The 22,593-nt window shown below is 45.1% G+C and carries 25 protein-coding genes and 1 pseudogene; 15 read left to right on the top strand and 11 right to left on the bottom strand.

Translation table 11 applies throughout. The annotated features are described in order from the left end of the window. Positions 1-132 precede the first annotated feature (132 nt). Together HV314_RS26535 and HV314_RS26530 are read left to right on the top strand one after the other, a co-directional pair. Positions 133-702 carry a hypothetical protein gene (locus HV314_RS26535; protein WP_016241589.1) on the top strand — a complete coding sequence of 190 codons (570 nt, stop codon included), beginning with the start codon at positions 133-135 and terminating at the stop codon, positions 700-702. Positions 703-724: 22 nt separating this feature from the next. Then, the gene (locus HV314_RS26530; RefSeq protein WP_016241590.1) at positions 725-1,624 is read left to right on the top strand and encodes a DsbA family protein; all 900 of its coding nucleotides are present in this window, start codon (positions 725-727) and stop codon (positions 1,622-1,624) included. Positions 1,625-1,663: 39 nt separating this feature from the next. On the opposite strand, the gene HV314_RS26525 is transcribed toward HV314_RS26530, so the two are convergent. Continuing rightward, positions 1,664-3,139: a UvrD-helicase domain-containing protein gene (locus HV314_RS26525; RefSeq protein WP_007372217.1), complete on the bottom strand. Its 1,476-nt coding sequence runs from the start codon at positions 3,137-3,139 to the stop codon at positions 1,664-1,666. A gap of 175 nt (positions 3,140-3,314) precedes the next feature. Between HV314_RS26525 and HV314_RS26520 the strand changes: the two genes are divergently transcribed. Next, positions 3,315-3,602 carry a DUF1294 domain-containing protein gene (locus tag HV314_RS26520; protein ID WP_007372216.1) on the top strand — a complete coding sequence of 96 codons (288 nt, stop codon included), beginning with the start codon at positions 3,315-3,317 and terminating at the stop codon, positions 3,600-3,602. Positions 3,603-3,650: 48 nt separating this feature from the next. On the opposite strand, the gene traA is transcribed toward HV314_RS26520, so the two are convergent. Then, positions 3,651-3,986: a TraA family conjugative transfer protein gene (gene traA / locus HV314_RS26515; RefSeq protein WP_007372215.1), complete on the bottom strand. Its 336-nt coding sequence runs from the start codon at positions 3,984-3,986 to the stop codon at positions 3,651-3,653. Between the two features lie 261 nt (positions 3,987-4,247). Between traA and HV314_RS26510 the strand changes: the two genes are divergently transcribed. Then, a complete protein-coding gene (locus HV314_RS26510) occupies positions 4,248-4,820 on the top strand; it encodes a phospholipase D family nuclease (protein ID WP_016241591.1) in 573 nt (190 codons plus the stop codon). Between the two features lie 35 nt (positions 4,821-4,855). On the opposite strand, the gene HV314_RS27510 is transcribed toward HV314_RS26510, so the two are convergent. The 3 genes from HV314_RS27510 to HV314_RS27505 form a co-directional block, all read right to left on the bottom strand. Further along, the gene (locus tag HV314_RS27510) at positions 4,856-5,548 is read right to left on the bottom strand and encodes a hypothetical protein (protein WP_016241592.1); all 693 of its coding nucleotides are present in this window, start codon (positions 5,546-5,548) and stop codon (positions 4,856-4,858) included. Positions 5,549-5,606: 58 nt separating this feature from the next. After that, positions 5,607-6,935 carry a hypothetical protein gene (locus HV314_RS26500; protein WP_181548139.1) on the bottom strand — a complete coding sequence of 443 codons (1,329 nt, stop codon included), beginning with the start codon at positions 6,933-6,935 and terminating at the stop codon, positions 5,607-5,609. Positions 6,936-7,167: 232 nt separating this feature from the next. Beyond that, positions 7,168-7,236, bottom strand: a complete 69-nt coding sequence (locus HV314_RS27505; protein WP_240935396.1) for a hypothetical protein — start codon at positions 7,234-7,236, stop codon at positions 7,168-7,170. Positions 7,237-7,342: 106 nt separating this feature from the next. Between HV314_RS27505 and HV314_RS26490 the strand changes: the two genes are divergently transcribed. Continuing rightward, a complete protein-coding gene (locus HV314_RS26490; protein WP_000019441.1) occupies positions 7,343-8,323 on the top strand; it encodes an IS5-like element ISKpn26 family transposase in 981 nt (326 codons plus the stop codon). A gap of 38 nt (positions 8,324-8,361) precedes the next feature. Here HV314_RS26490 and HV314_RS26485 read toward each other — a convergent pair whose 3' ends face one another. The 5 genes from HV314_RS26485 to HV314_RS26465 form a co-directional block, all read right to left on the bottom strand. Then, positions 8,362-9,447 carry a restriction endonuclease gene (locus HV314_RS26485; protein ID WP_326928859.1) on the bottom strand — a complete coding sequence of 362 codons (1,086 nt, stop codon included), beginning with the start codon at positions 9,445-9,447 and terminating at the stop codon, positions 8,362-8,364. A gap of 459 nt (positions 9,448-9,906) precedes the next feature. Further along, the gene (locus tag HV314_RS26480) at positions 9,907-10,215 is read right to left on the bottom strand and encodes a hypothetical protein (protein WP_016241595.1); all 309 of its coding nucleotides are present in this window, start codon (positions 10,213-10,215) and stop codon (positions 9,907-9,909) included. Next, complete coding sequence (locus HV314_RS26475; protein WP_016241596.1) at positions 10,212-10,847, bottom strand: hypothetical protein; 636 nt, start codon at positions 10,845-10,847, stop codon at positions 10,212-10,214. Before HV314_RS26475 ends, HV314_RS26480 begins: the two co-directional genes overlap by 4 nt. Before the next feature lie 6 nt (positions 10,848-10,853). Then, positions 10,854-11,582: a signal peptidase I gene (gene lepB, locus HV314_RS26470; RefSeq protein WP_007372211.1), complete on the bottom strand. Its 729-nt coding sequence runs from the start codon at positions 11,580-11,582 to the stop codon at positions 10,854-10,856. A gap of 4 nt (positions 11,583-11,586) precedes the next feature. Beyond that, positions 11,587-12,003 carry a hypothetical protein gene (locus tag HV314_RS26465; RefSeq protein ID WP_016241597.1) on the bottom strand — a complete coding sequence of 139 codons (417 nt, stop codon included), beginning with the start codon at positions 12,001-12,003 and terminating at the stop codon, positions 11,587-11,589. A 170-nt stretch (positions 12,004-12,173) separates the two neighbouring features. Between HV314_RS26465 and HV314_RS26460 the strand changes: the two genes are divergently transcribed. The 4 genes from HV314_RS26460 to HV314_RS26445 all read left to right on the top strand — a co-directional run bounded on the left by HV314_RS26460 (position 12,174) and on the right by HV314_RS26445 (position 16,997). Continuing rightward, on the top strand, positions 12,174-12,944 hold the full coding sequence (locus HV314_RS26460; protein WP_016241598.1) for a hypothetical protein: 771 nt from the start codon (positions 12,174-12,176) through the stop codon (positions 12,942-12,944). Between the two features lie 6 nt (positions 12,945-12,950). Next, positions 12,951-14,066, top strand: a complete 1,116-nt coding sequence (locus HV314_RS26455) for a toxic anion resistance protein (protein WP_016241599.1) — start codon at positions 12,951-12,953, stop codon at positions 14,064-14,066. A 23-nt stretch (positions 14,067-14,089) separates the two neighbouring features. Continuing rightward, positions 14,090-15,064 (top strand): hypothetical protein, encoded by a 975-nt coding sequence (locus HV314_RS26450; RefSeq protein ID WP_016241600.1) that lies wholly within the window; start codon positions 14,090-14,092, stop codon positions 15,062-15,064. Between the two features lie 806 nt (positions 15,065-15,870). Next, positions 15,871-16,997 (top strand): IS3-like element ISSen4 family transposase gene (locus tag HV314_RS26445; RefSeq protein WP_085954994.1). Its coding sequence is split into 2 segments (ribosomal slippage): positions 15,871-16,135 and positions 16,135-16,997, totalling 1,128 coding nucleotides; the frame shifts between segments, so codons are not numbered across the junction. Between the two features lie 242 nt (positions 16,998-17,239). On the opposite strand, the gene HV314_RS26440 is transcribed toward HV314_RS26445, so the two are convergent. Next, complete coding sequence (locus HV314_RS26440; RefSeq protein ID WP_001067855.1) at positions 17,240-17,944, bottom strand: IS6-like element IS26 family transposase; 705 nt, start codon at positions 17,942-17,944, stop codon at positions 17,240-17,242. Between the two features lie 58 nt (positions 17,945-18,002). On the opposite strand from HV314_RS26440, the gene HV314_RS26435 reads away from it, so the two are divergent. The 6 genes and pseudogenes from HV314_RS26435 to HV314_RS26410 all read left to right on the top strand — a co-directional run. After that, the gene (locus HV314_RS26435; RefSeq protein WP_001515736.1) at positions 18,003-18,254 is read left to right on the top strand and encodes a hypothetical protein; all 252 of its coding nucleotides are present in this window, start codon (positions 18,003-18,005) and stop codon (positions 18,252-18,254) included. Between the two features lie 113 nt (positions 18,255-18,367). Further along, a complete protein-coding gene (locus HV314_RS26430; protein ID WP_001325018.1) occupies positions 18,368-19,513 on the top strand; it encodes an MlaE family ABC transporter permease in 1,146 nt (381 codons plus the stop codon). A gap of 5 nt (positions 19,514-19,518) precedes the next feature. Continuing rightward, the gene (locus HV314_RS26425; RefSeq protein WP_001325019.1) at positions 19,519-20,310 is read left to right on the top strand and encodes an ABC transporter ATP-binding protein; all 792 of its coding nucleotides are present in this window, start codon (positions 19,519-19,521) and stop codon (positions 20,308-20,310) included. Between the two features lies 1 nt (position 20,311). Beyond that, positions 20,312-21,250: an MlaD family protein gene (locus HV314_RS26420; RefSeq protein ID WP_000449980.1), complete on the top strand. Its 939-nt coding sequence runs from the start codon at positions 20,312-20,314 to the stop codon at positions 21,248-21,250. Then, positions 21,250-21,891, top strand: coding sequence for an ABC-type transport auxiliary lipoprotein family protein (locus HV314_RS26415; RefSeq protein ID WP_000948259.1), 642 nt, complete (start codon positions 21,250-21,252; stop codon positions 21,889-21,891). Before HV314_RS26420 ends, HV314_RS26415 begins: the two co-directional genes overlap by 1 nt. A 347-nt stretch (positions 21,892-22,238) precedes the next feature. Next, positions 22,239-22,530: pseudogene (locus HV314_RS26410) on the top strand (serine dehydratase subunit alpha family protein); the annotation flags it as partial. Between the last annotated feature and the right edge of the window lie 63 nt (positions 22,531-22,593).

Below are 22,593 nucleotides of genomic sequence, written 5' to 3'. Positions count from 1 at the left end.
TAAGTACCTTGTAAGTTAACCGATTGAGAAAAAAATCGTGCTGGAAAATGACGACGTTTTGTCTTCATAAAACATAACGTCAAGGGTGAGAAATTAAGATAATGACGTTGCTATCCAATTGGAGACTAAGCAATGAAATTGGCGAATAAAATTGTTTTGCCCCTGCTGGTGGTTATTACCGGCGTAATCACCAGCGGTTGCAGTGGGACAGGTAAGCCACAACGTACTTACCTCGACGAAACGCGCAATCTCCCCGCCAGGGCCGAGTACCCCTACCAGTATCAGTACTCCGAATCCTGGCGTGGTACAGAACGCGGTGGCGCGGCTATACGTTACCCTGGGTATGAGCATACGCTCGTGAGTCCGTATGCCATCAATGATCCATCCGGGAAGCGATATGTGGCACATGACAATTACACCCAGGTCTTGCTCACTTCAGTGGCAAACACAAAGTATGCCAATGGGCCGCGTGGCACGTTCACACAGACCCCAGCATTTTGCGGGGAAAATACCTTTCTCCTTCCTAATAACACACAGAACGCCAGTAGGGCTGAATACCTCCGTATCAAAGATAAATACTGCTCAACACCTGGCTATCGGTTAAGTGCCCACGAATTAAATGTGCTTTCCAGTGGTGAACCGGAAGAGCTGCGGAAATATCGAATTCAGATGCAGATCGATAACCAACAACCTAAGTCCTAATCCATCAAAATGCGAGGGTACAATGGATAAGCAAAGAAATGAAAAGTGCAGTTCTGGAAATAAAACAATTTTTGCCTGGGCCGGGGGAATCGTTGTTGTAATCGGAATGGTTTGGTTGATGGTAATTAGTTTTATCTCGTACAAAACCCAGGTGATGACCAATCAACTGCTGGATAAAATTAGTACATCGCTGGCCAAGAACCCCGCAGTTCAACAGGGAGTGAACGGAAATATTCAGGACGAAGTAAAGGGTGCTCTTAAGTCTATCGCCGACCAAAAGCTCGCGGAAGAACGAAAGGCACTCTATAAAGGCTGGGACAAAGCAAATAAAAATACTGATGGCCGTTATATCTATGGCGAGCCTGGCGCTCGGTTTTCGTTGATCAACTATGAAGATCTGGAGTGTCCATTCTGCAAACGCTTCAAAGAAACGCCGAAGTATATCGTTGATACCGCGACAGCCGGGGCTGTTAACTGGGAATGGCGTCATTACCCTATGTCATTCCATGAGCCGGTCGCATCGAAGGGCGCAGCTGTTGCTGAGTGTATTGCGGAGCAGAAAGGGCCGAGTGCTTTCTGGGCCGTTACTGATTATTGGTTTAACCATACTGAAACAAACGGTAAAGGTTTTAAGGATGCGGACAGCATCCCAGCACTGTTTGAGGTAGACCAGGCGAAATTTGATACCTGTATGGGCAGTACTGAAGTGATTAAGCGCATTAAGCAGGATATGGAGGCCGGTTCAGCTGCCGGTGTTGATGGTACACCAACCACGATTGTGCGTGATAATGTCACCGGTAAAGAAGTCTCTGTTGTAGGCGCACAGCCCTTCTCAAAATTCGTTGAAGTGATCCAGTCTATGGTTGTCGATTCTCAGAGAGACACATCAGGCGAAGCCTCACCAGCTCAACAAGATAAATAGAAATAAAAAAGAGCCCTGAATTAACCAGGGCTTTTTTTGTCAGATTATCACTACTGAAACATTTCGCTCAATACGACTTCGGTATTCTTCTAATAGCTCCATTAACGAAGTATTGATGTTTACAGATTTCTTGGTTCTGGTAATAGTTACGTACAGCAGATTAAGTTCGTCAATAATTACTTCCCGTGGCTTCTTCATCACAACGGCTTCTATAATGGATGGGAAGTCGTCATTGATGATGACATGGTCAAATTCCTTTCCCTTCGAGGTATGGGCTGTGGTAACAATTAAATCAGCTTCCTTTTCTGTTCTGGCTTCATTCATCCTCATGGTCTCAACCATCCCGGGGATATCAGCATAGACTTCCATTAACTTAATCGCCCGCACCATGTCCACGTCCTTGGTGGTTTCTGCGATCTCTAAAAAATTTGCCCAGTTCCCGTATTCCGTAGTGATACGGTTATTTTTAATAGCAGCAATGTTACCTGTTTTTAGCGCATGTAAATCAAGGAGCTCGTCGAGACGGTATTTTGAAATACCTCCATTCCACATCACCCGTTTGCCCCACATAATCGACTCGTAGGCAGATTGTATGACTCCCATGTAGGTGCGGCTGATGATGGCGTAAAAGTTTTGATCCTGTATCGCCGATGGCTCAACGATAGCATCAAGACTACCCAGGCCTACCAAGGGGAACGTTTCACCCTTCATTGACAGCACAACGTTGGCCAGTGCTGCAACAAGAGGCCCAAACCGGAATGACTTAGTCAGGCGCATAACCTGAGCCCCGTGGTCTTCAACAATCTCAAGGGCGTTTTCCGCACCGCGCCAGCGGTTTATCACTTGGTGCTGGTCGCCGACAAAAACTTTGCAGCAGTTGTTTCTAAGAACGATATCGATCGTTACCGGATTTGCGTCCTGCGATTCGTCGAAGAGAATGACATTGTAGAACTGGTCTAGGGCTGGGTTCGATAACTGGAACAACTTGAGGATGGTATTCGGTGAGCAATAGGCATCGTTGAGTGGGTCAGATTGCATTTGCCATGTACGTTTTGCTGCACGTAGCGCTTGATCCAACCTGCTTTGAGATATTTTATCGGTTTTACTTAAGTCTTTAAGTACGTGTTCAGTAGTAATTTCGTGTTCATCTGAATTCATGAAATGGGTAAGCCCATTTATTGCAAGCTTAACCACTCTCCAGTCATCTTCACCCATCATTGCGCGGTATTCGCTCACGGATATAAACTGTCTGTATTTATGAGCAAAGTGTTTGTACCGGGTCACGGCCAAACCATGAGATGTTTTACACTCGACGTTTTTTGGGAATTTCTTTTTTGCATCATCTTTAATAGCTTTATTAAAAACGATATAGAGAATTTTGAGTGAGGGGTTTGCATCCGCGAATTCTTTTAGTGTAAAGGTCTTACCAGACCCCGCGTATGCCTGTACTGAAACAATACTGCCAGGTGTAGGTTTGAAACCTATGATCACGTTCTGTTCATCAGTTACCGGCATCAGAATTACCTTTATGTTAGATATCGTTTCATAGTACCTTTTGACACGGCGCGAATGATTTAAAAATGGGGGCAAATTGTACCCATTTTTAAGAATACAAATTTATCTGTTCATGAGTAATACAATAAGATAGTACCATCAAACTATTACTGCGGCCCTCAACAGGAGGTAATCTATGTTTTATTTATCGTCCTTTGTCTGGATGTCAATCTGGAGTCTGATTTCGATTTACATCTATTACAAAGATAAAAAGGCCGCGACTGCTGGCGAGTACCGTGTGGATGAACTGACGCTGGATGCGCTCATTGTGCTGGGCGGGTGGCCAGGTTGTTTCATTGCTCAACGAATGTTTAAACACAAAACACGCAGTGCTTACCAACGTCGGTTCCGGGTTATCGTTGCGGTCTGGATAGTTCTTTACATCGGATTATGGAATTTTCTATGGGCGGGAAATAAAATATGAAGATGTAAAAAAACCGGCCAGAGCCGGTTTTTTTTACATCCATGATGGTTACATGAATGCCGGTAAAGTGGTTTGCACTGCGTGGGATGCGGCCATCATGCCATTGATAATGTCCGGTGAGTAGTACAGGGAGATCGCACCACCAACAGCAACCGCCAGTGACATCAGACTCTGACGTACAACAGCAGCTGCGAGACCAACCAGAACGATAAGACCGATCAGCACCTTACCCAGAGAACCCTGCATGTAATCAGAGATTTTGAGCCATACATCGTCAAAACCTGCCTGGGTTGAACCAGAAGCGTGAGCGGTAACAATGGCAAGAATCAGAATGCCGGTGATCACCAGCGGGGTTTTAAACTTCTCAAATTTGATAGCGTTCATTTAAACATCCTTAATAACGAGTTTTAATAATTTCGATCTTTGGATGTTCTCCAGCTATTTAACGAGTTTGAGCCGGGAACTTTATTAATATAAAATTTGTTTTGTTTGATTTCATTGTTAAAGCAGGGCGTTATACAATAGCAATGTGTGATATAAGGTGACATTTATCCGTGTCTATTAACATATATGAAAATCTGGATGAAAACTTCTTTTTGAGTATGAAAGCCAACTTTACTAGTGTCACATTTAAACGAGGTGGATATGTTGAAATCAGAGGTGTTGGTCAGTACGTTGACATCGTTGGGATTATTATTTTTTTCTACTTTTGCACAGGCTGATAATCCAACAGAAGTAATGCTACCGGCTGGTGGCGTTAGAGTCGTTGTCGGATTTTCACCTGAAGGGTCTGCACAGAAAGCAATACTGGATCTGATCAATTCAGCTCAGCAGGAAATCCGTATGGCGGCATACTCTTTTACGTCACCCGTAATTGCGAAAGCATTAATTAATGCTCACCGAAGGGGAGTAGATGTCAGGATCGTAGTTGACAAAGGGCAAAATAATAACCGATATGCAGTCTCGACTATGAATACAGTAGTTAACGCGGGCATTCCGTTACGGACGAATGATCAATTTCTTCTGCACCATGATAAGTATTTGTGTGTTGATAGGATATCTGTTGAAACCGGTAGTTATAATTACTCAAGTTCGGCTTTCAATAAAAATAGTGAAAATAGCCTTGTACTTTATAACGCACCAGATGTTACAGCGCTGTATCTGGCCCACTGGGAATCTCGTTGGACTGGTGGTGTGGATTACATACCTAATTATTGAATTTTAATCAGGGTTCGGGATGAACCCTGATTTTATCATTTAAGAAACGCTTCAAGTTCGTCCATATCCAGGTCGTTATAAAATGAACGCCAACCTTTACGGGCTAAATTCGGATGCAGCATTTTGATGTTGCTTAATGGCATAATGCTGCTTAGTCCCATTTTAATAAAGTATTCATATACCAGGCGGCTGTACCGGTCAAAATCGGTAAGCGGTCTCGACAGAAGGTATGCTGCCTCTGACATAGTCAATCCCTGTATATGCAACCTGTAACCCAGCAGACGGCTGCATGTATCGCGCATAACACCGCGTGTTAGCGGGAATAACTCATCACTTACAAGATGTTCAGGTAAGTGAGTTCTCGGGCACTGAACAGGATTTATACCCCTGATATAGCACTCATCATTCTCAAGGATACAAAACTGGGGTTCCGGGCCGGAAAAAGAGTTACCAAGAAAGCCGCAGGGATCGATCACGCCACCACCCTTAAGTGCTATCCATCCGTACTGAGTTTCAGTGACTTGGTATAACCCACGATCTCCTGGATTGATGCGTTCTTTGACCTTTTTTCGACGTGTTCCTATAGTAGCAGTTCCGGCAATTACTCCCTGATCTACCAGTGCTCGGCATACGATGTAGGATCTCGCCTCTGACCATTCAATCCAGGGTAAACCAATGTGGTAACTGGTCGAAACCAGCCTTAAGCCGTCGATGCATGAATCTGTCATGTAACTTCTCCCGAAAAAAAAGCGCACCAAAGATGCGCTCGTATTTTCAATTCAACAGTCAGGCTTTGGATTTTTTGGCCAACTTGTCCGTTTGCTTAGAAAGTTCCTTTTTTGTGAATTTGAGGGAATCGGTTCGTTTATCAGGATCGCCAACAGCCTGAAGAATCAACGAGTAGGAGTTTTCGCCATTGAGTACAAAGAGGTCGGTTGCCTGCGACCATGCCCCCTTGTTTTCAGAACGCTGTACCCGCAGGATATTTCCTGGGAGGAGTGAGACTGACCAACCTTTTTCATCAGAAAGGTATACGTTGACCTTACCTTTCGATGGTAACAAGAATACTTTTGATGAAAAGGTTGAATAAACGAATACCGTATTTTGTCCCTGCGAATTGTATTCAACAGTTTTAAAGTGCCCACTATAGTCCAGGTCAGCGCCAGTAAGCGCATTCTTCTCCTGAACAACAAACTGTTGGGCTGTATAGCCTTCTGATGCTGCTTTATAGTCTGACGTAGCAGTAGTTTTAGTGGGTTCCGTATAACCGAACTCAGCTGGGTCAATTTGATGGCCAGAGGTATCTTTAGTGATGTTTTCAACACCTGCAATATCACGTGTGGTAGGTGATGGCGGTGTTTGAACCGGGTTGGTCTGCGCCGCAGCGTGTTGATTTGGTTCTGCTGTAACTGGAGCTGAAGCCGGGGCTTCACTAGTGGCCCCAGATAGTGCTTTTTTAGCGATTTCCTGTGCAGGAGTTATCTCAACCGTTCCAGGTTGCTCTGCGTTTTGTGAAACCTCGCTACCGTCAGTAAACCCAGGTTCAGCCTTAATTGAGTCAACCAATGACTGCGTAGCAGGATCTGACTTAGATACAACTGGTGAATTTGCATCCGGGTTAGCTGGTGGCGTGGTTGTGGCCATTTTTAGCATCTGATCGCCAAGATTATCAGACGATGCAGGGGAAACACCGGCGCTATCTTGCTTTGTGACAGTAGGTTCACTTTTATCATCATCAGGGGGCGCTGATGCGGGTTCCTGTTCATTATTTGTGATAGGAAGTGTCAGTGTTGGCTGAGGCCCAGCCTCATAGGTATCAAGGTCATCGTCATCCACATCGATACCATGTTGTTTTGCAATATCCGGGTTAACGCTGATCCCACTCTTTGCAACTTCGACGATAGATAGGTTCGGTTCTTTGTCTGGTTTACCATTCATTAAAATAAATGCGCCTAATGTGCTTACCGCAAAGATACCGGCAACCAGGATACTCAAGGTTTTTTTAGAAAATCGCGCCTTAACACTGGGGGTTTCATCTCCAGCATTCTGCGCTGCGCGTTCGCGTAATTTCTCCTGGCCGTATTCAGCACTTGTGCCACGTTTTTCACTCGTCATTGAAAACCTCGTTGATCACTATTCGTTCTGGCCGAAGCCCCAACTCACGGTGTATATGAAAGTGAGCATGATATGGAAAGCCCCATAATCGCGTGAGATGGTTGCCCCGGAATTGATTAGGAAAATATGCTCTCGCGATAATAAACGGATTATATCTTGAGGGAGGTAGCTCTCGAAATTTTGCGGCCTGAAAACGACCGCAAAATGAGATGGTTTTCTTGAAAATAGATTTCTAGAGGTTACGGGTTCCTTTACAAATTGGGTAAGCCGAGCAACCATAGAAATAATTTCCATTCGACATTCTTCTAACCATTTTGCTATGGCAACGGGGACAGCTAGGGAAGGTGCGAACAAGTTCCTGATATGAGATCATCATATTCATCCGGAGCGCATCCCAGAGGGACATCATGAGCCATCAACTCACCTTCGCCGATAGTGAATTCAGCACTAAGCGCCGTCAGACCCGAAAAGAGATTTTCCTCTCCCGCATGGAGCAGATTCTGCCATGGCAGAATATGACCGCTGTCATCGAGCCGTTTTATCCCAAGGCGGGCAATGGCCGACGGCCCTATCCGCTGGAGACCATGCTGCGTATTCACTGCATGCAGCATTGGTACAACCTGAGCGACGGTGCCATGGAAGATGCCCTGTACGAAATCGCCTCCATGCGCCTGTTTGCCCGATTATCCCTGGATAGCGCCCTGCCGGATCGCACCACCATCATGAATTTCCGCCACCTGCTCGAGCAGCATCAACTGGCCCGTCAATTGTTCAAGACCATCAATCGCTGGCTGGCCGAAGCAGGCGTCATGATGACCCAAGGCACTTTGGTGGATGCCACCATCATTGAGGCACCCAGCTCTACCAAGAACAAAGAGCAGCAACGCGATCCGGAGATGCATCAGACCAAGAAAGGCAATCAGTGGCACTTTGGCATGAAGGCCCACATTGGTGTCGATGCCAAGAGTGGCCTGACCCACAGCCTAGTCACCACCGCGGCCAACGAGCATGACCTCAATCAGCTGGGTAATCTGCTTCATGGAGAGGAGCAATTTGTCTCAGCCGATGCCGGCTACCAAGGAGCGCCACAGCGCGAGGAGCTGGCCGAGGTGGATGTGGACTGGCTGATCGCCGAGCGTCCCGGCAAGGTAAAAACCTTGAAGCAGCATCCGCGCAAGAACAAAACGGCCATCAACATCGAATACATGAAAGCCAGCATCCGTGCCAAGGTGGAGCACCCGTTTCGCATCATCAAGCGGCAGTTCGGCTTCGTGAAAGCCAGATACAAGGGGCTGCTGAAAAACGATAACCAACTGGCGATGTTATTCACCCTGGCCAACCTGTTTCGGGTGGACCAAATGATACGTCAGTGGGAGAGATCTCAGTAAAAACCGGAAATAACGCCAGAAATGGTGGAAAAAATAGCCTAAATAGGCTGATTCGATGTGTTTGCGGGAAAAAAATCGGCCCAGATCCGCGAAATTTTAATCAGCGAGTCAGCTTGGGAAGAAATGACCTGCTTATTCGCACCTTCCCTAGGTATGACATTAAGATCGTATATTTGATTCTCACCTGGACCAACATTTATTATCTCAGTGGCAGGCGGGGGGATTTCTTTATCCTTGATTATTTTCAGAAGTCTGGAACCATCGATAAGCGATAATGTTCCTTTAACATTTGCGCTAAGAGCGAATTCCCATGCATCCTGAGTAAAGAACCCAGAGGTGATGATATAACCCCGCTCATATGCATTGGCTTGCACTACACCGTAAATTTCGCGGACTACCGAGACTCCTACTTTGCTGGTTTTCCATAATTTGCACTGTACCATTTCGCGGCGACCATCTTTTTGCAGCAGAATGTCGACTCCGCCGTCAGCTCCTGTATTAGTCAGAGTTGCTTTGTAGCCATTGAGTTCGAAATGCAGTCTTATAATCTTTTCGAATTGCTCCCATGTCATATTCGAGAGAATTTTCTGGGAATCATTTCCATCCTGAATGGAGGAGTAAATTCGACGTACTTCAGCAAGTTGTACATTTTTTAGCAATGTTGCGACAAACATCATCATCGAAAGGGTTAGAGATGCGCCTCGAAGGATTTCAGGGAGTATGTTACTCACGCCTACAGCAAAACGATTCATTACGAGTGCTAGGTCATCAGTACTGCTTGCAATAAACTGATAATACAAATCGCCTGGAACGTACACATAATTAGTAAGAGAAAGAATATATAGCAAGCAGGAAATCGGGAAGCCGATATACCACCGGAAAAAATAGGTTTGCTGGCTAGCACCACTGTTTCTCCATGACTGGATATTAAAAATAACGCCGAAGACTTCCTTTCCTGTACGGGTCATCGACATCTGGAGAGACAATTGTGTAATAAAGAGGCCCGCAATGACCAACGGGCCATCATGTAGAAAGAATAAAGCTAATGACGCTAGCAGGAAAAAGCACCACTGGAATTTGGCGCATCGGGACATTCCTTTTGCTGCCAATTTTCTAAAAACCATATGGTCACCATTCATTCAGAATTAATTCTAAGAAAGGTGCGCCTCAGTATCCCATTACAGTTATCAATGAATACATCGTAAAACATGACTGATAAACAAATCAGGGCAAATGTATAAACGATGATTTCTTCAACATATGGAAAATCAGGGTAAATCGCACCTAAATAAATTGCTGACAGTACAAGATACCCACCCCACAATTGGAACAACCGTGGTCTTACTAACAACCATGTGAGTAACGCCAGTACCACTAAGTTTGCAATGCCTATGGCGTTGATCGTCTTTATGGAAGTGAGCGGCACAAAGTACAGAACGCAATAAACGCTACATATCAGAATCACAATGGCGTAAATCACAACACGCTGGAGTAGAGAGTTCATGGTTTCCTCATACACTTTACAGGCCTGTATAACAGAATACCACCGTGTAGCGATTGACGAAGCATATCAGTGTATCTAGTTAATCATTCTCATCTCCCTCACAAGCAATTTGGCTCGGCATCCAATAAGGATGATTTGAAGTCTTGACGTAACTGAACACCATTCTGCATGGAACGCTCGTTAAGTTCGCAACTATCATACTTCTGTCACTGTTTTCAAGGAATTCAGCGCCAGAAAGTTCATTTTCATTCCAGAGACCAGCATTAGAAAGGGTTGCCATCGCATCTGGAAGCGCGTTTATTGCCTTGGTTGCGGGAATTGGTAATTTATCCCGACTTCCACAACCCAGGATAAGGAAGCATAAAAGAACAGTCGTGATAGATTTCATTCTCTCTTCCTCATTTTGGTGTTGTGGGTATTAAAGAGGTCGATGGCTTCAGTTCCCGTGATGGGTATCCAGTAAGGAGGGATGGCTGGAGCCTCATAAAATGGAATTCTCCCGCAGCCTGCTACGGGTAGAGAACAAACAAACAGGATTTCGTCGAACTGGTTTTCAAGTGCCCACAACTGGCTGTACCCAACTAATCCATTTAATTTTGCTTCATGGTGAATTTTCAGAATCGAAAATACAGCCTTCGCAAAACCAAATGGTGGGTTACCAAAGCGTATTGGATCGATACCCAGCGATGTCAGTGCAGACTTCGATATATCATTAAACCTATTGAATAGCGCAGAGCCATGTTCATGGTCTGTTCTTAGGGCAAAAGGAATAGTATTGTCGGGGCTAATTAAGCATTGCTCTTTGAATTGACGGAAACCAGACACACGTTGGATATGGCATTCGACTGATCGCAGAAACAAATCAGGCACACAAAAATCATGAGCAGTAAAACCTTCGAATCCTTCATCGTTACAGAGCTGGTTTGTTAACCTGAACCACAATTGGTAGGCAGATAGTACCTCCTCGTAAGTGCTTCTGACCTCCACATTATTGGTTTTGTAAAAGGTTTCGATCATCATGACTGATTACCTTTGATGCGGCTGCTGTCGTTGTTTAATGGAACGGTCACCTGAATCCCCACGCGCCAGAAAGCCTAAATTGACGATCCTGAAATTTACTCGCCCTACGAGACTATCATGGGGAATGAGACCTCTGAGGTTCCTAGGTGTGCCAGGGGGATTGTCCCAGTAACGGGAATCAAGCGAATGGTCTCGGTTATCACCGGCCATAAAGTAGTATCCTTCGGGAATGATCCATTTCTTACCCGTTTTCACGTAGCCGATACGGTTATCTGTCTGGAAGATATAACTTTGACCGGCAGTGTCGGTATCTGCCTGGTATTGAGTAGTAAAACCATCTTTTTTAATCTGGTTTCCGTTTTGTTTACCGTTTATCGAGAAGATTTTCTCTTCGTTGTATGTGACGGTATCGCCAGGAATACCTAATACGCGTTTGACATAGTAAACGCCGGGAACAGAAGGGGCGTTAAAAACGAGTACGTCCCCACGCCTAATAGCGCGATGATCGAATAAACCACCTACACGCTGAGCGATAACCAAGTCTCCAGGTTTTATAGTTGGGTACATGGATTCTGTCGGGATCAGGAATACACCGCCGAGAAACTGAAAGGACACAATAACCGCAAGCGACAATGAGGAGGAAACTATCAACCAATGTTTTGGACGACGAGACCTTATCAGCTGATAAGAGAGGTAAAGTGCAGAGATGATAAAAACAATAATTAACGGTTTCATGGAGTTATATACCACGCTTAATATTTTTTGCGTAATTAGAGAGCGATTTACCCAAAAACAGGTATACGAGACAGGTGAAAAGGTAAACAAAATGGATGCTGGTGGTTTTTTGGGCTAAAGTGAAAAATTGGTTCGCCTGCCCACCAGCTAATGTGTAATTGAGTTGAACTGTTGGTTTTTCAGCATCGACATAAAAACTTCTAGTTTTCATGAAGGTTAACGGCTTGAAAAATACTTTATAACCAACTCGTGCATAAATTGTGCATGTTGTAATGGTTATTACCAACGGCACATAGAATGGAATAATTGTATTGAGCCAGCACAATAATGACCACACCAGCACTGAATCCAGTAGAAACCTGGCAATAGAGTTGGCCTGCGTTCTGCCCGCTACCACCATAATGGGTATAAATTTAACCATGAAATCCACCATAGTTATACTTGTTTACACCATCTTATAGACAGACAAATTTTCTCCGACTTTTTTTGAACGCAAAACGACCCCGAAAAACGGACATTATATGGTCAGGAATTTCGATAGTTTAAGAGAACATGGTAAATTTTTTCTATCGAAATTTGTGGAGAATTGAAATGAGCAGTGATGCCACTAAGATGGTTGAAGCCTTTGTTAAAGACCCATTAAGTTACGATAGATTTGGGCCAGAGCTTATTTCAAATCAAAAATGTGTCCTCAACATCAATGGGCATGAAATGTCAATTGATGAAGCAGTTAAGATGAGTGATATTGAAAAGTCGCTCTTAGATGAAATTTACCATCTCATAGACGCAATGACAAAAGCGGAAGTCAATTTCTCAAAGGGAAAAAAGAATCTTTTTCGTCGGATGTTCGATCATTTAACAGGTTCCGAAATCTTACGGAAAGCCCAGCTAGATATTTATAACAAAGTAGTTATGAAACTATGCGAACGGATACCTGATCATTTCAAAATGCTAACCGCTCATGCTGAAATCACGAAGGGTTTGGAGGCAATCTATGCGCAAGATATTCATCAGCTAGAGGTTTTCATAGATGTTGTTGAGTCATATCTGAAAAATAAGAACGAGTGTGACTATAGTGTCACAAGCAATGAATATATGGCAATTAACAGGCTACGGATAAGAGTTAATAACTTTCAGGGAGTTCTTGTTGGTTTAAAACTAAGTCAGGTTCAAGCACAAATGAGCTATGAAACAGCTGTCGATGTAAAAGATAGCCTTCGAGATATTAAAGATAATTTATTACCTATGTGGGAAGGGCAGGCTAAGAACATCAACGCCAGTGGTGTTTGTAGTGGTATTGATGAAGTGGCTCATGAAAAATTCAAGAAGCTGGTCAATAAATTAAATAAGAACATAAGGTGAGATAACATGAAGATCATAAATAGTATTGATATATTAGATGTCAAAGTGGCTAAGGAATTTGATAAATATGCTGTTGATGTAAGTATGGAATCATCAATAAAAGATGCAGTCAGATCTTTCCAGATTGGTGATATTGATGCCGCGCATAACTTTGGACGATTGGAGGACACTACTGATATTAATTATCTTGATAACCTCCTTCTCAGCGTCAGCTCATCATCTCAGGGCAAGAAGGGAGAGACTCTGAATGAGATTGTTGCACTGGCTCGTGAAGTCAGTAATGCAGTCGAACCAAGTTATCTTCAAAAGAAACTGTCACGGATACCGTATGTTGGGCCTTTCATAATGAAAGCCATCGGTCTTCATTTTAGTGCAATGTCAAGATTTGATTTAGTTAAAGGACAAATCGATATTTTAACCTCGGATATCGAAAGCATATCGGAGGGGTTGTTTGAAATGAATAAAAATATTGATGGAATGTATGACCAAGCTTTAACTAGTGTAAAAAATACAGGGGTTAACATTGTAGCTGCCTATTACATTCTGGAGAAGTTACAAACAGTTCAGGCTTCTATTCGTAAGGAACTAAAAAATCAGCCTGATAATACCATGCTGAGCATGGAAGCAATGAATATTGAACATCAAATCGCCCTCATAACAAAACGTCGAAATGACATGATCACGGAACAACAAAAGGCATTTGAAGACCTAAAGATGATGAAAATGATGAAGTTCAATAACCTCTCGATGGTAGACCAGTTTGAAACTATTATTAAAGTAACGATACCATCTTCTAAACGCAGCCATCTTATTATTGACCAGGCCGAAAGGAGTGATAAAAGCTCATTACTGATTCAGGCAATTGGTGATTCTGTAAATCAACAAGCCAGACGTCAAGCTTTGTTAGTAAAAGAGAGCAGTATTCGTGTAGCCAAAACAGCTAATCGTACTGTATATGATGTTGAGACAATTGATTACATATCAAACCAGATCAATGAGGCCGGTCGAGAAATTAAAAAAATCCACGACCGAGCCAAGACGCAACATACCCAGCTTGAAGCTCGCGCAGCGCAATGGAAGGAGAAGCGTTTTATGGTAGCAAAAGAACTGTCTTCCAAATAATAGTTAAATTTAGAGGATGTGCTATGGCTAGAATCAGACAAAGTAATCCATATGATGATGTTGAGAATGCTATTAGACGGAAGCGTGATAGAGCTATATATTTTACCTTAGCTATATCTCTAATCTTCGCTATTATATTTCTAATATTATGGTTTTGTATTCCATCAGACATGCCAGTAGATGAGCAAGTCAAACAGGTTTCTGACGATATATTCAACATTCTACGCTCCAATGAGTTAGTTCCTGAAAATGCTTTTGATACGATAGGATCATTTATTTCCATATATGGAAGAGTTGGTGTGGGTGTATGTATATTGATTGTAATACTAGGGGCAATTATTAATGGGAATGGTTTACAACTTGAGATAATGACAAGTTGCATAGTATTGTTTGTAGGGTTTAATTTATTTATTGCTGCATTTGGTGATGAGCCTCATAATTATAAATACAATACCGACAAAATAAGTACTGCTATGAAAACTGGAGACTTGGACTCTTTGTATGAAATCTATGGAGACAGAGGGAGTTTACTAAGAAAGTCAGTTGAAAAAGCACTTGCAGATCCTAAACCAGCTACTGCAAAAAAACTGGGAGATATCGATGGCCTGTTACTCAGAGGTGTAATAATTACTGCTGAAAAAGTATCTGATAGCAATTATAAAAATCATCTTGGAAACTTGGTTTTGTTAATGCCTGAATATAAAGAGGATAGTGTCAAAGACAAAAACACACTGTTTGATTCACAACTTTATAAAGCTATTGATTACCATATTTATGACATTGGTTACAAGTCTGGTGCGCTTGCTTCAAATCCTCTTTCTGCTTGGAAGTCGGGAAATGATCTTAAATCCAATTATATTAAATATATTATAAAAAGTACTGCTCTAATATTTTTTATACTTGCCGTAATTTTTGTGGTGATTATACTGCTGACGGTTAGAAATGGCCGTAGGCTTACTTATTTGATAGAGTCTAATATTAAATATCTGTCGAAATAAAATAAAACGCCCCTGCGGAGTATATAGTAAAAACAGTGTCTATTCGCGTGTGAGTGAGTGACAGGGCTTTACATATAACGTCAGCGGCTTTCATTTCAAACGTACATACTGTGTATAATGGTATGTACGTTTTTTATTTGCGCCGAGTCCTTCGGCGGTAACCATTCATCCATGAATTTTTGTTCAGTGTTTAATTGCACCTTGTGAGTGCGACTTGTTCCAACAAGTCGGGAGAGATAGGAGTTACGTCATTGGTTTAGCAGGACGGGGATAGTTATTTGCGGCAAGTACAGAGTTGTCGCCGCATCCATGCGGCTTTGACAGTTCAGTTGTTCACTCATTGATTCACCTTCTTGATTAATTGCACTTAATTTACCACCACATTGCAACCGCTCCTTACCACGTGTTGCAAATTAATCGCACCACAACTTTCACGGAAAGTACCACTTCGTCGGATCTCGGCTTTGTGCCAAAAACGGACATTGACTTTGGCTGTTACTGAATTGCAGGTTTTAGTTAATCCACGAATAAATCTCCCAAACACCTGCACTATCCATCAACAGTATAAGCTGATTTAACGTTTAGTATTTCTTATTAAGTTTTTAACCACGGTCTTGCGGGCGCGAAACCGCTAGAGCGCTTACTTAGCGAAATGATGTACGCTTGGAAGCAATTGATTTAGCGTGGATTAAAGGTTAACTTCTTCTGAGTAAAATTCATAAAAGAAGGCAATAGTGACCTGCTCCCCGTTGATTAGTACACCCCGATGTTAGTAATGTCTTCATAAGCCACATGAGGACATCCCCATGAAGAAGCGTTTTTCCGACGAACAGATCATCAGTATTCTCCGCGAAGCCGAAGCCGAAGCTGGGGTACCCGCCCGTGAACTCTGCCGCAAGCATGCCATTTCCGATGCCACGTTTTACACCTGGCGTAAGAAGTATGGCGGTATGGAGGTGCCTGAAGTTAAGCGCCTGAAGTCGCTTGAGGAAGAGAACGCCAGACTCAAGAAGCTGCTTGCCGAAGCCATGCTGGATAAAGAGGCGCTTCAGGTGGCTCTTGGGCGAAAGTACTGACGACAGACCAGAAGCGGGAAGCCGTGATGTTGATGTGTGATGCGACCGGTCTGTCGCAACGTCGTGCCTGCAGGCTTACAGGTTTATCCCTGTCGACCTGCCGCTATGAGGCTCACCGTCCGGCTGCTGATGCGCATTTATCAGGGCGCATCACTGAGCTGGCACTGGAGCGCAGGCGTTTTGGCTACCGTCGTATTTGGCAGTTGCTGCGCCGTGAAGGGCTTCATGTTAATCATAAGCGCGTGTACCGGCTTTATCACCTCAGTGGCCTGAGCGTAAAACGCAGAAGACGTCGTAAAGGGCTGGCAACAGAACGTCTGCCGCTGCTCCGTCCGGCGGCGCCCAATCTGACCTGGTCGATGGATTTCGTCATGGACGCACTTTCCACCGGTCGCAGGATCAAGTGTCTTACCTGCGTCGATGATTTCACAAAGGAATGCCTGACGGTCACTGTTGCCTTTGGGATTTCAGGCGTTCAGGTCACGCGTATTCTGGACAGCATTGCACTGTTTCGAGGCTATCCGGCGACGATAAGAACTGACCAGGGGCCGGAGTTCACTTGCCGTGCACTGGATCAATGGGCCTTTGAGCATGGTGTTGAGTTGCGCTTAATCCAGCCGGGCAAGCCAACGCAGAACGGATTTATTGAGAGCTTTAACGGACGATTTCGCGATGAATGTTTGAATGAGCACTGGTTCAGCGATATCGTTCATGCCAGGAAAATTATTAATGACTGGCGGCAGGATTATAACGAATGCCGCCCGCACTCCACGCTGAATTATCAGACACCGTCTGAATTTGCAGCGGGCTGGAGAAAGGGTCATTCTGAGAATGAAGATTCCGACGTTACTAACTGAGTGTTGTATCTAATCGTGGGGGCAGGTCACTTGGTCGGTGCCATGACGCGACTATTTTCAGGTGATTGCTGATACAACTCACAACAGGCTTGAGCAATGTCGCTCTTTGCCGTTTCGTGGAAGTGAATAGCCCCCGTACTTAGTTTTTCAGGCACGATACCTTGATTAATGAGCTTGGAGTATTCAGGAAGGCACTGTTGCAAAGTTAGCGATGAGGCAGCCTTTTGTCTTATTCAAAGGCCTTACATTTCAAAAACTCTGCTTACCAGGCGCATTTCGCCCAGGGGATCACCATAATAAAATGCTGAGGCCTGGCCTTTGCGTAGTGCACGCATCACCTCAATACCTTTGATGGTGGCGTAAGCCGTCTTCATGGATTTAAATCCCAGCGTGGCGCCGATTATCCGTTTCAGTTTGCCATGATCGCATTCAATCACGTTGTTCCGGTACTTAATCTGTCGGTGTTCAACGTCAGACGGGCACCGGCCTTCGCGTTTGAGCAGAGCAAGCGCGCGACCATAGGCGGGCGCTTTATCCGTGTTGATGAATCGCGGGATCTGCCACTTCTTCACGTTGTTGAGGATTTTACCCAGAAACCGGTATGCAGCTTTGCTGTTACGACGGGAGGAGAGATAAAAATCGACAGTGCGGCCCCGGCTGTCGACGGCCCGGTACAGATACGCCCAGCGGCCATTGACCTTCACGTAGGTTTCATCCATGTGCCACGGGCAAAGATCGGAAGGGTTACGCCAGTACCAGCGCAGCCGTTTTTCCATTTCAGGCGCATAACGCTGAACCCAGCGGTAAATCGTGGAGTGATCGACATTCACTCCGCGTTCAGCCAGCATCTCCTGCAGCTCACGGTAACTGATGCCGTATTTGCAGTACCAGCGTACGGCCCACAGAATGATGTCACGCTGAAAATGCCGGCCTTTGAATGGGTTCATGTGCAGCTCCATCAGCAAAAGGGGATGATAAGTTTATCACCACCGACTATTTGCAACAGTGCCGGCAGATTTACCCGCTGATCTGGTTACACAGGCCAGTGCTTCTATCAGTGAAACCATTCAGGTGGTCAATAGCCTTGGTGGGGACGAGCATCTACTGAGCAGCGCCAAACTGGCCTTTTCTGCCTCACATAGTCTGGTATTAGGTACTGCCAGCGTACTGTTAATTCTGCTGGCGGTAGTCGTTTGGTTTACCCTGCCAGAGAGGAAAATACGGCAATTGGGCAAACAGCGTGCCACACCTCACTGATTAGGGTGTGGTTAACACTTCATTAATTAAACAGTCATTACTCTTACTTAACTGTGTGATATACCTATTTAGGGTTTGAAACATTAGAGTTTGAAATAGGTAAGGTCTGAGCAATGACTGAGCAAACGTCCCCCGCACAACTTGATCTCGATAGCGCGGCTCAGCCCCCCAGAGTTTATATCCGGGGGGACTGGGTGTTGGCGCATTACTGCGTTTTGGAGCCGCGCGTTGCGCAATTGCGCGCTAATATGCCCAGTGGGGGGGTATTTGATCTCAACCAACTGGGGGCGTTAGATACCGCCGGTGCAACGTTGTTAGCTCTGCTTCTGGGTGAGGACCGTGTAGCAAATTTACGCGAACTTGCGCCTAAATTGCCAGAAGAGCGGAGGATATTACTTGAAACGGTAAGCCATGTATTGCCTGACTTAACCCCTGAGTTGTCTGAAAAACCCACACGGTTTTGGCTTGAGATGCTGGCTAATACCGGCCGTTCGGTAGATAACTTATGGCAAGATATTAAGTCACTATTGGGCTTTATTGGTCTGGCGCTGGAAACCTTGCTGGGAACACTTTTTCGCCCCTCCCGCTGGCGCATTACCTCATTAATTGCCAATATTCAACAGATTGGCCTCAATGCTGTGCCGATCATTATGTTGCTCACCTTTTTGGTGGGGGCAGTTATCGCCTTTCTCGGTGCAACCGTACTCACTACTTTCGGCGCGGGCATTTTTACCGTCGATTTGGTGGTATTTTCTTTTCTACGTGAATTTGCGGTACTGCTTACCGCGATCCTGATGGCAGGGCGAACAGCCAGTGCTTTTACCGCTGAAATTGGCTTGATGAAAGCCAATGAAGAGATTGATGCTATCCAAACACTGGGCTTGAATCCGGTCGAACTGTTGGTGCTACCGCGCGTCTTGGCACTATTGATCTCTCTGCCGATGCTAACCTTTATTGGCATGGTTTGCGGTATTTTCGGTGGCATGGTGGTGTGTGCCTTAACACTGGATATCTCTCCCACTATGTTTTTGTCGATTATGCAAAACAGTAATGGGTTGCAGCATTTTCTGGTGGGAATAAGTAAAGCCCCTATTTTTGCTTTCCTGATTGCTATTATTGGCTGTCTGGAGGGGTTCAAAGTAACCGGTAGTGCTGAATCAGTCGGGGTTCATACCACCACCAGTGTGGTGCATTCGATCTTTGTGGTGATTTTGCTTGATGCCGTGGCAGCGCTATTTTTCATGGAAATGGGGTGGTGAGCCAAATGACGCAAGATGCAATCATTCAAATTCGCGATCTGGTTAACTGCTTTGGCGTACAGTGCGTGCATCAAGGGTTGAATCTTGATGTTAAGCGCGGCGAAGTTCTTGGCGTGGTTGGTGGCTCGGGTACCGGTAAATCTGTTCTGTTACGCAGTATTGTTGGGTTACGTCGTCCGACTGACGGGAAAATTCATGTTTTTGGCAAGGATTTAATGGCACTGTCAGGTCAATCCCGCGCCATGGTCGAGCGCCGATTCGGCGTATTATTTCAACGAGGCGCACTGTTCAGTTCTCTAACCGTGACCGAGAACGTGGCATTACCATTAATAGAAAACGCCGGATTACCCCGGTCTGAGGCTGAGCGATTGGCTCAGGTTAAACTGGCACTGGCTGGGCTACCGCCGGGCACTGGCAGTAAGTATCCAGCATCTCTGTCGGGTGGTATGGTCAAGCGTGTTGCGCTAGCCCGTGCCTTAGCACTGGACCCGGATATTCTGTTTCTTGATGAACCGACTGCGGGTCTTGATCCCATTGGTGCGGCGGCGTTTGACAGTTTGATCCGCACCCTGCGGGATGCCCTCAATCTAACGGTATTCTTGGTGACCCACGATCTGGATACGCTGTATACACTGTGTGATCGTGTGGCGGTGCTTTCGCAGAAAAAAGTGCTGGTGGTTGATACTCTGGATAAAGTTGCAGCGACTGATGATGGCTGGATTCAGGCGTATTTTCATGGCCCACGTGGCCGGGCTGCTTATCAGGCAGCGGCAATTAACAGTGGAGAGAGGTTGTAATATGGAAACCCGTGCTCATCATGTCGTTATTGGTTTGTTCACTCTTATTGTGGTGAGTGCCGCGCTGCTGTTTTGCCTATGGCTGACAAATTCCGGTTCTGATCGCCAGTTCAGATTGTACGATATCGTTTTCAATGAGCCTGTGAGTGGCCTGTCACAGGGTAGCACCGTTCAGTACAGCGGGATTCGAGTCGGTGAGGTGACGCAATTACGCCTGGACCGAGACAATCCGAATAAGGTTTGGGCACGTATTCGCGTTTCTGCATCTACTCCGATACGCGAAGATACCCAAGCTCGTCTCACCGTCGCGGGTATTACCGGCACCTCAAATATTCAATTCAGCAGTGGCAGCCAGACCAGCCCGTTGCTGGAGGGCAAAGATGACGAGGTTCCTATCATTATTGCTACCCCTTCGCCGATGAGCCAGTTACTGGCTAACGGTGAGAATTTCATGACCAATGCGAATGAAGTGTTGGTGCGTTTGAACCAGTTGCTGGCACCGGATAACCAGCAGCGCCTAGTAACGACACTGGATAATCTCGCGCTGGTCACCCAAACTGTGGCTGATCAACGTGGTGATCTCCGTACCCTGTTGCAGCAGTTGGCGCAGGCCAGTAAACAGGCTAATGAGACACTGACTCAAACCAATCGCCTGCTGCGTAATGCTAACGGCTTAATGGATGGGCAGGGGAAACAACTGGTCAGTGATGCCGCCAAAACCATGGCATCGTTGCAAAATACCAGTACCATCCTCAATAAATTGGTGAGTGAAAATAAAACCTCACTCAATAACGGGATGCAAGGGATGAATGAGCTGGGGCCGGCAGTAGATGAGCTGCGCAGAACATTAGCGACATTACGTGCCGCCGTTTCTCGTTTGGAAGAAAACCCAGCGGCCTTGTTGCGCGGCCGTGAAAGAACACAGGAGTTTACGCCTTAATGCTCTCTTTTAATGTGATGCGCTATGCAGGCCGCCGCGTGTGGCTATTGATGATATCCGGGGGGGCGATACTGCTCTCTGCCTGCACCATTTTACCTTCGGCCCCTGTATCACAAGTTTATCTTCTGCCGGTGCCACCTGCAGTCAGTGTGCCACACGCGCAGACAGTAAACTGGTCATTACGGGTTTCACAACCGGCGACGAACCAGTTTCTTAATAGCTCACGCATAGCGGTGCAGCCTCAGGGCCAGGAGATTGCGGTTTATAAAAACTCCCGTTGGAGTGATTCGGCGCCGATTTTGGTGCGCAATCGTCTTATTCAGGCGTTCCGTAGCGATGGGCGAATCCGTGCAGTCAGTAGCGACGATGATAGCTTGCAGGCTGATGTGGAGTTGAGTGGTGATCTGTCCGCGTTCCAAGGGGTATACCATGTTGGTAGCAGCGAAGTGCTGATCCGTTTTGATGCTCGGCTGGTAAGAATTTCAGATCGTAGGATTATTGCGACTCGCCAGTTTGACATTCGCCAACCGATAAAAGGTAACGAGATGAACGAGGTGGTTCAGGCCTTTGGCCTGGCCAGTGACCAGTTAGCCACTCAAGTGCTCAACTGGACGATGCAGCAATCCCCTGCGCAGGGTTGATATCTAAACCAGCACCGGTTGGTTTTATCTGAGGCGAGTTGGCAGTAGCTAACTCGCCTTTTTTATCGTCTAGTTTAATGATTCAAGGCGAATAATTGCGTCTAAGGGGAAAATATTCTCTTTATTGTTTTGTGATTAGTATCTCATTGAGTAAGGGATTAATGGTGTTTGAGTTATCTATTTCATTGTTTTTAATATGTTTTTATTTAAATTGTTCTGTGGTTATCTTTTTTGTTAAAGAGAACAATATTCTCCAAGCATTAAAAACAACAAGAAAATAGGAAAAGTATTTCTCCCCGTAAAACCCTAAGATAAAAATAATCCAAATCACTGATTAATTACTTCAAATGCAAAAAATAACACATCAACAATTACTCGATTGGTTGAAAAAGGAAGTGAAACTTTCATTAGGTTGTACTGAGCCTATTGCTATTGCGTATGCTGCCGCAGTGGCTGCTAAATATCTCAACGCACCGATATTAAAAATAACGGGGAATATATCGGAGAATCTGTATAAAAATGCGATGGGAGTCACTATTCCGGGAACAAGCTATTGCGGAGTCACTCTTGCGGCGGCAATAGGGGCTATTGGTGGTAACGCGGATGCCGATTTAGAAGTATTAAAAGATATTACTGCGACACAAATTACCGAAGCCTATATATTTAATGAATCAGGTAACGTGTGTCTAAACGCAGTAGATG

This window comes from Citrobacter sp. RHBSTW-00887 (assembly GCF_013728095.1).
Classification (GTDB): domain Bacteria; phylum Pseudomonadota; class Gammaproteobacteria; order Enterobacterales; family Enterobacteriaceae; genus Citrobacter; species Citrobacter braakii.
Note: the sequence above shows the minus strand (reverse complement) of the source record. Positions and strands in the feature narration are given on the sequence as shown.

Coding starts and splice junctions, on each gene's coding strand:
- HV314_RS26535 (WP_016241589.1), top strand. CDS start 133: ATGAAATTGGCGAATAAAATTGTTTTGCCCCTGCTGGTGGTTATTACC.
- HV314_RS26530 (WP_016241590.1), top strand. CDS start 725: ATGGATAAGCAAAGAAATGAAAAGTGCAGTTCTGGAAATAAAACAATT.
- HV314_RS26525 (WP_007372217.1), bottom strand. CDS start 3,139: ATGCCGGTAACTGATGAACAGAACGTGATCATAGGTTTCAAACCTACA.
- HV314_RS26520 (WP_007372216.1), top strand. CDS start 3,315: ATGTTTTATTTATCGTCCTTTGTCTGGATGTCAATCTGGAGTCTGATT.
- traA (WP_007372215.1), bottom strand. CDS start 3,986: ATGAACGCTATCAAATTTGAGAAGTTTAAAACCCCGCTGGTGATCACC.
- HV314_RS26510 (WP_016241591.1), top strand. CDS start 4,248: ATGTTGAAATCAGAGGTGTTGGTCAGTACGTTGACATCGTTGGGATTA.
- HV314_RS27510 (WP_016241592.1), bottom strand. CDS start 5,548: ATGACAGATTCATGCATCGACGGCTTAAGGCTGGTTTCGACCAGTTAC.
- HV314_RS26500 (WP_181548139.1), bottom strand. CDS start 6,935: ATGACGAGTGAAAAACGTGGCACAAGTGCTGAATACGGCCAGGAGAAA.
- HV314_RS26490 (WP_000019441.1), top strand. CDS start 7,343: ATGAGCCATCAACTCACCTTCGCCGATAGTGAATTCAGCACTAAGCGC.
- HV314_RS26485 (WP_326928859.1), bottom strand. CDS start 9,447: ATGGTTTTTAGAAAATTGGCAGCAAAAGGAATGTCCCGATGCGCCAAA.
- HV314_RS26480 (WP_016241595.1), bottom strand. CDS start 10,215: ATGAAATCTATCACGACTGTTCTTTTATGCTTCCTTATCCTGGGTTGT.
- HV314_RS26475 (WP_016241596.1), bottom strand. CDS start 10,847: ATGATGATCGAAACCTTTTACAAAACCAATAATGTGGAGGTCAGAAGC.
- lepB (WP_007372211.1), bottom strand. CDS start 11,582: ATGAAACCGTTAATTATTGTTTTTATCATCTCTGCACTTTACCTCTCT.
- HV314_RS26465 (WP_016241597.1), bottom strand. CDS start 12,003: ATGGTTAAATTTATACCCATTATGGTGGTAGCGGGCAGAACGCAGGCC.
- HV314_RS26460 (WP_016241598.1), top strand. CDS start 12,174: ATGAGCAGTGATGCCACTAAGATGGTTGAAGCCTTTGTTAAAGACCCA.
- HV314_RS26455 (WP_016241599.1), top strand. CDS start 12,951: ATGAAGATCATAAATAGTATTGATATATTAGATGTCAAAGTGGCTAAG.
- HV314_RS26450 (WP_016241600.1), top strand. CDS start 14,090: ATGGCTAGAATCAGACAAAGTAATCCATATGATGATGTTGAGAATGCT.
- HV314_RS26440 (WP_001067855.1), bottom strand. CDS start 17,944: ATGAACCCATTCAAAGGCCGGCATTTTCAGCGTGACATCATTCTGTGG.
- HV314_RS26430 (WP_001325018.1), top strand. CDS start 18,368: ATGACTGAGCAAACGTCCCCCGCACAACTTGATCTCGATAGCGCGGCT.
- HV314_RS26425 (WP_001325019.1), top strand. CDS start 19,519: ATGACGCAAGATGCAATCATTCAAATTCGCGATCTGGTTAACTGCTTT.
- HV314_RS26420 (WP_000449980.1), top strand. CDS start 20,312: ATGGAAACCCGTGCTCATCATGTCGTTATTGGTTTGTTCACTCTTATT.
- HV314_RS26415 (WP_000948259.1), top strand. CDS start 21,250: ATGCTCTCTTTTAATGTGATGCGCTATGCAGGCCGCCGCGTGTGGCTA.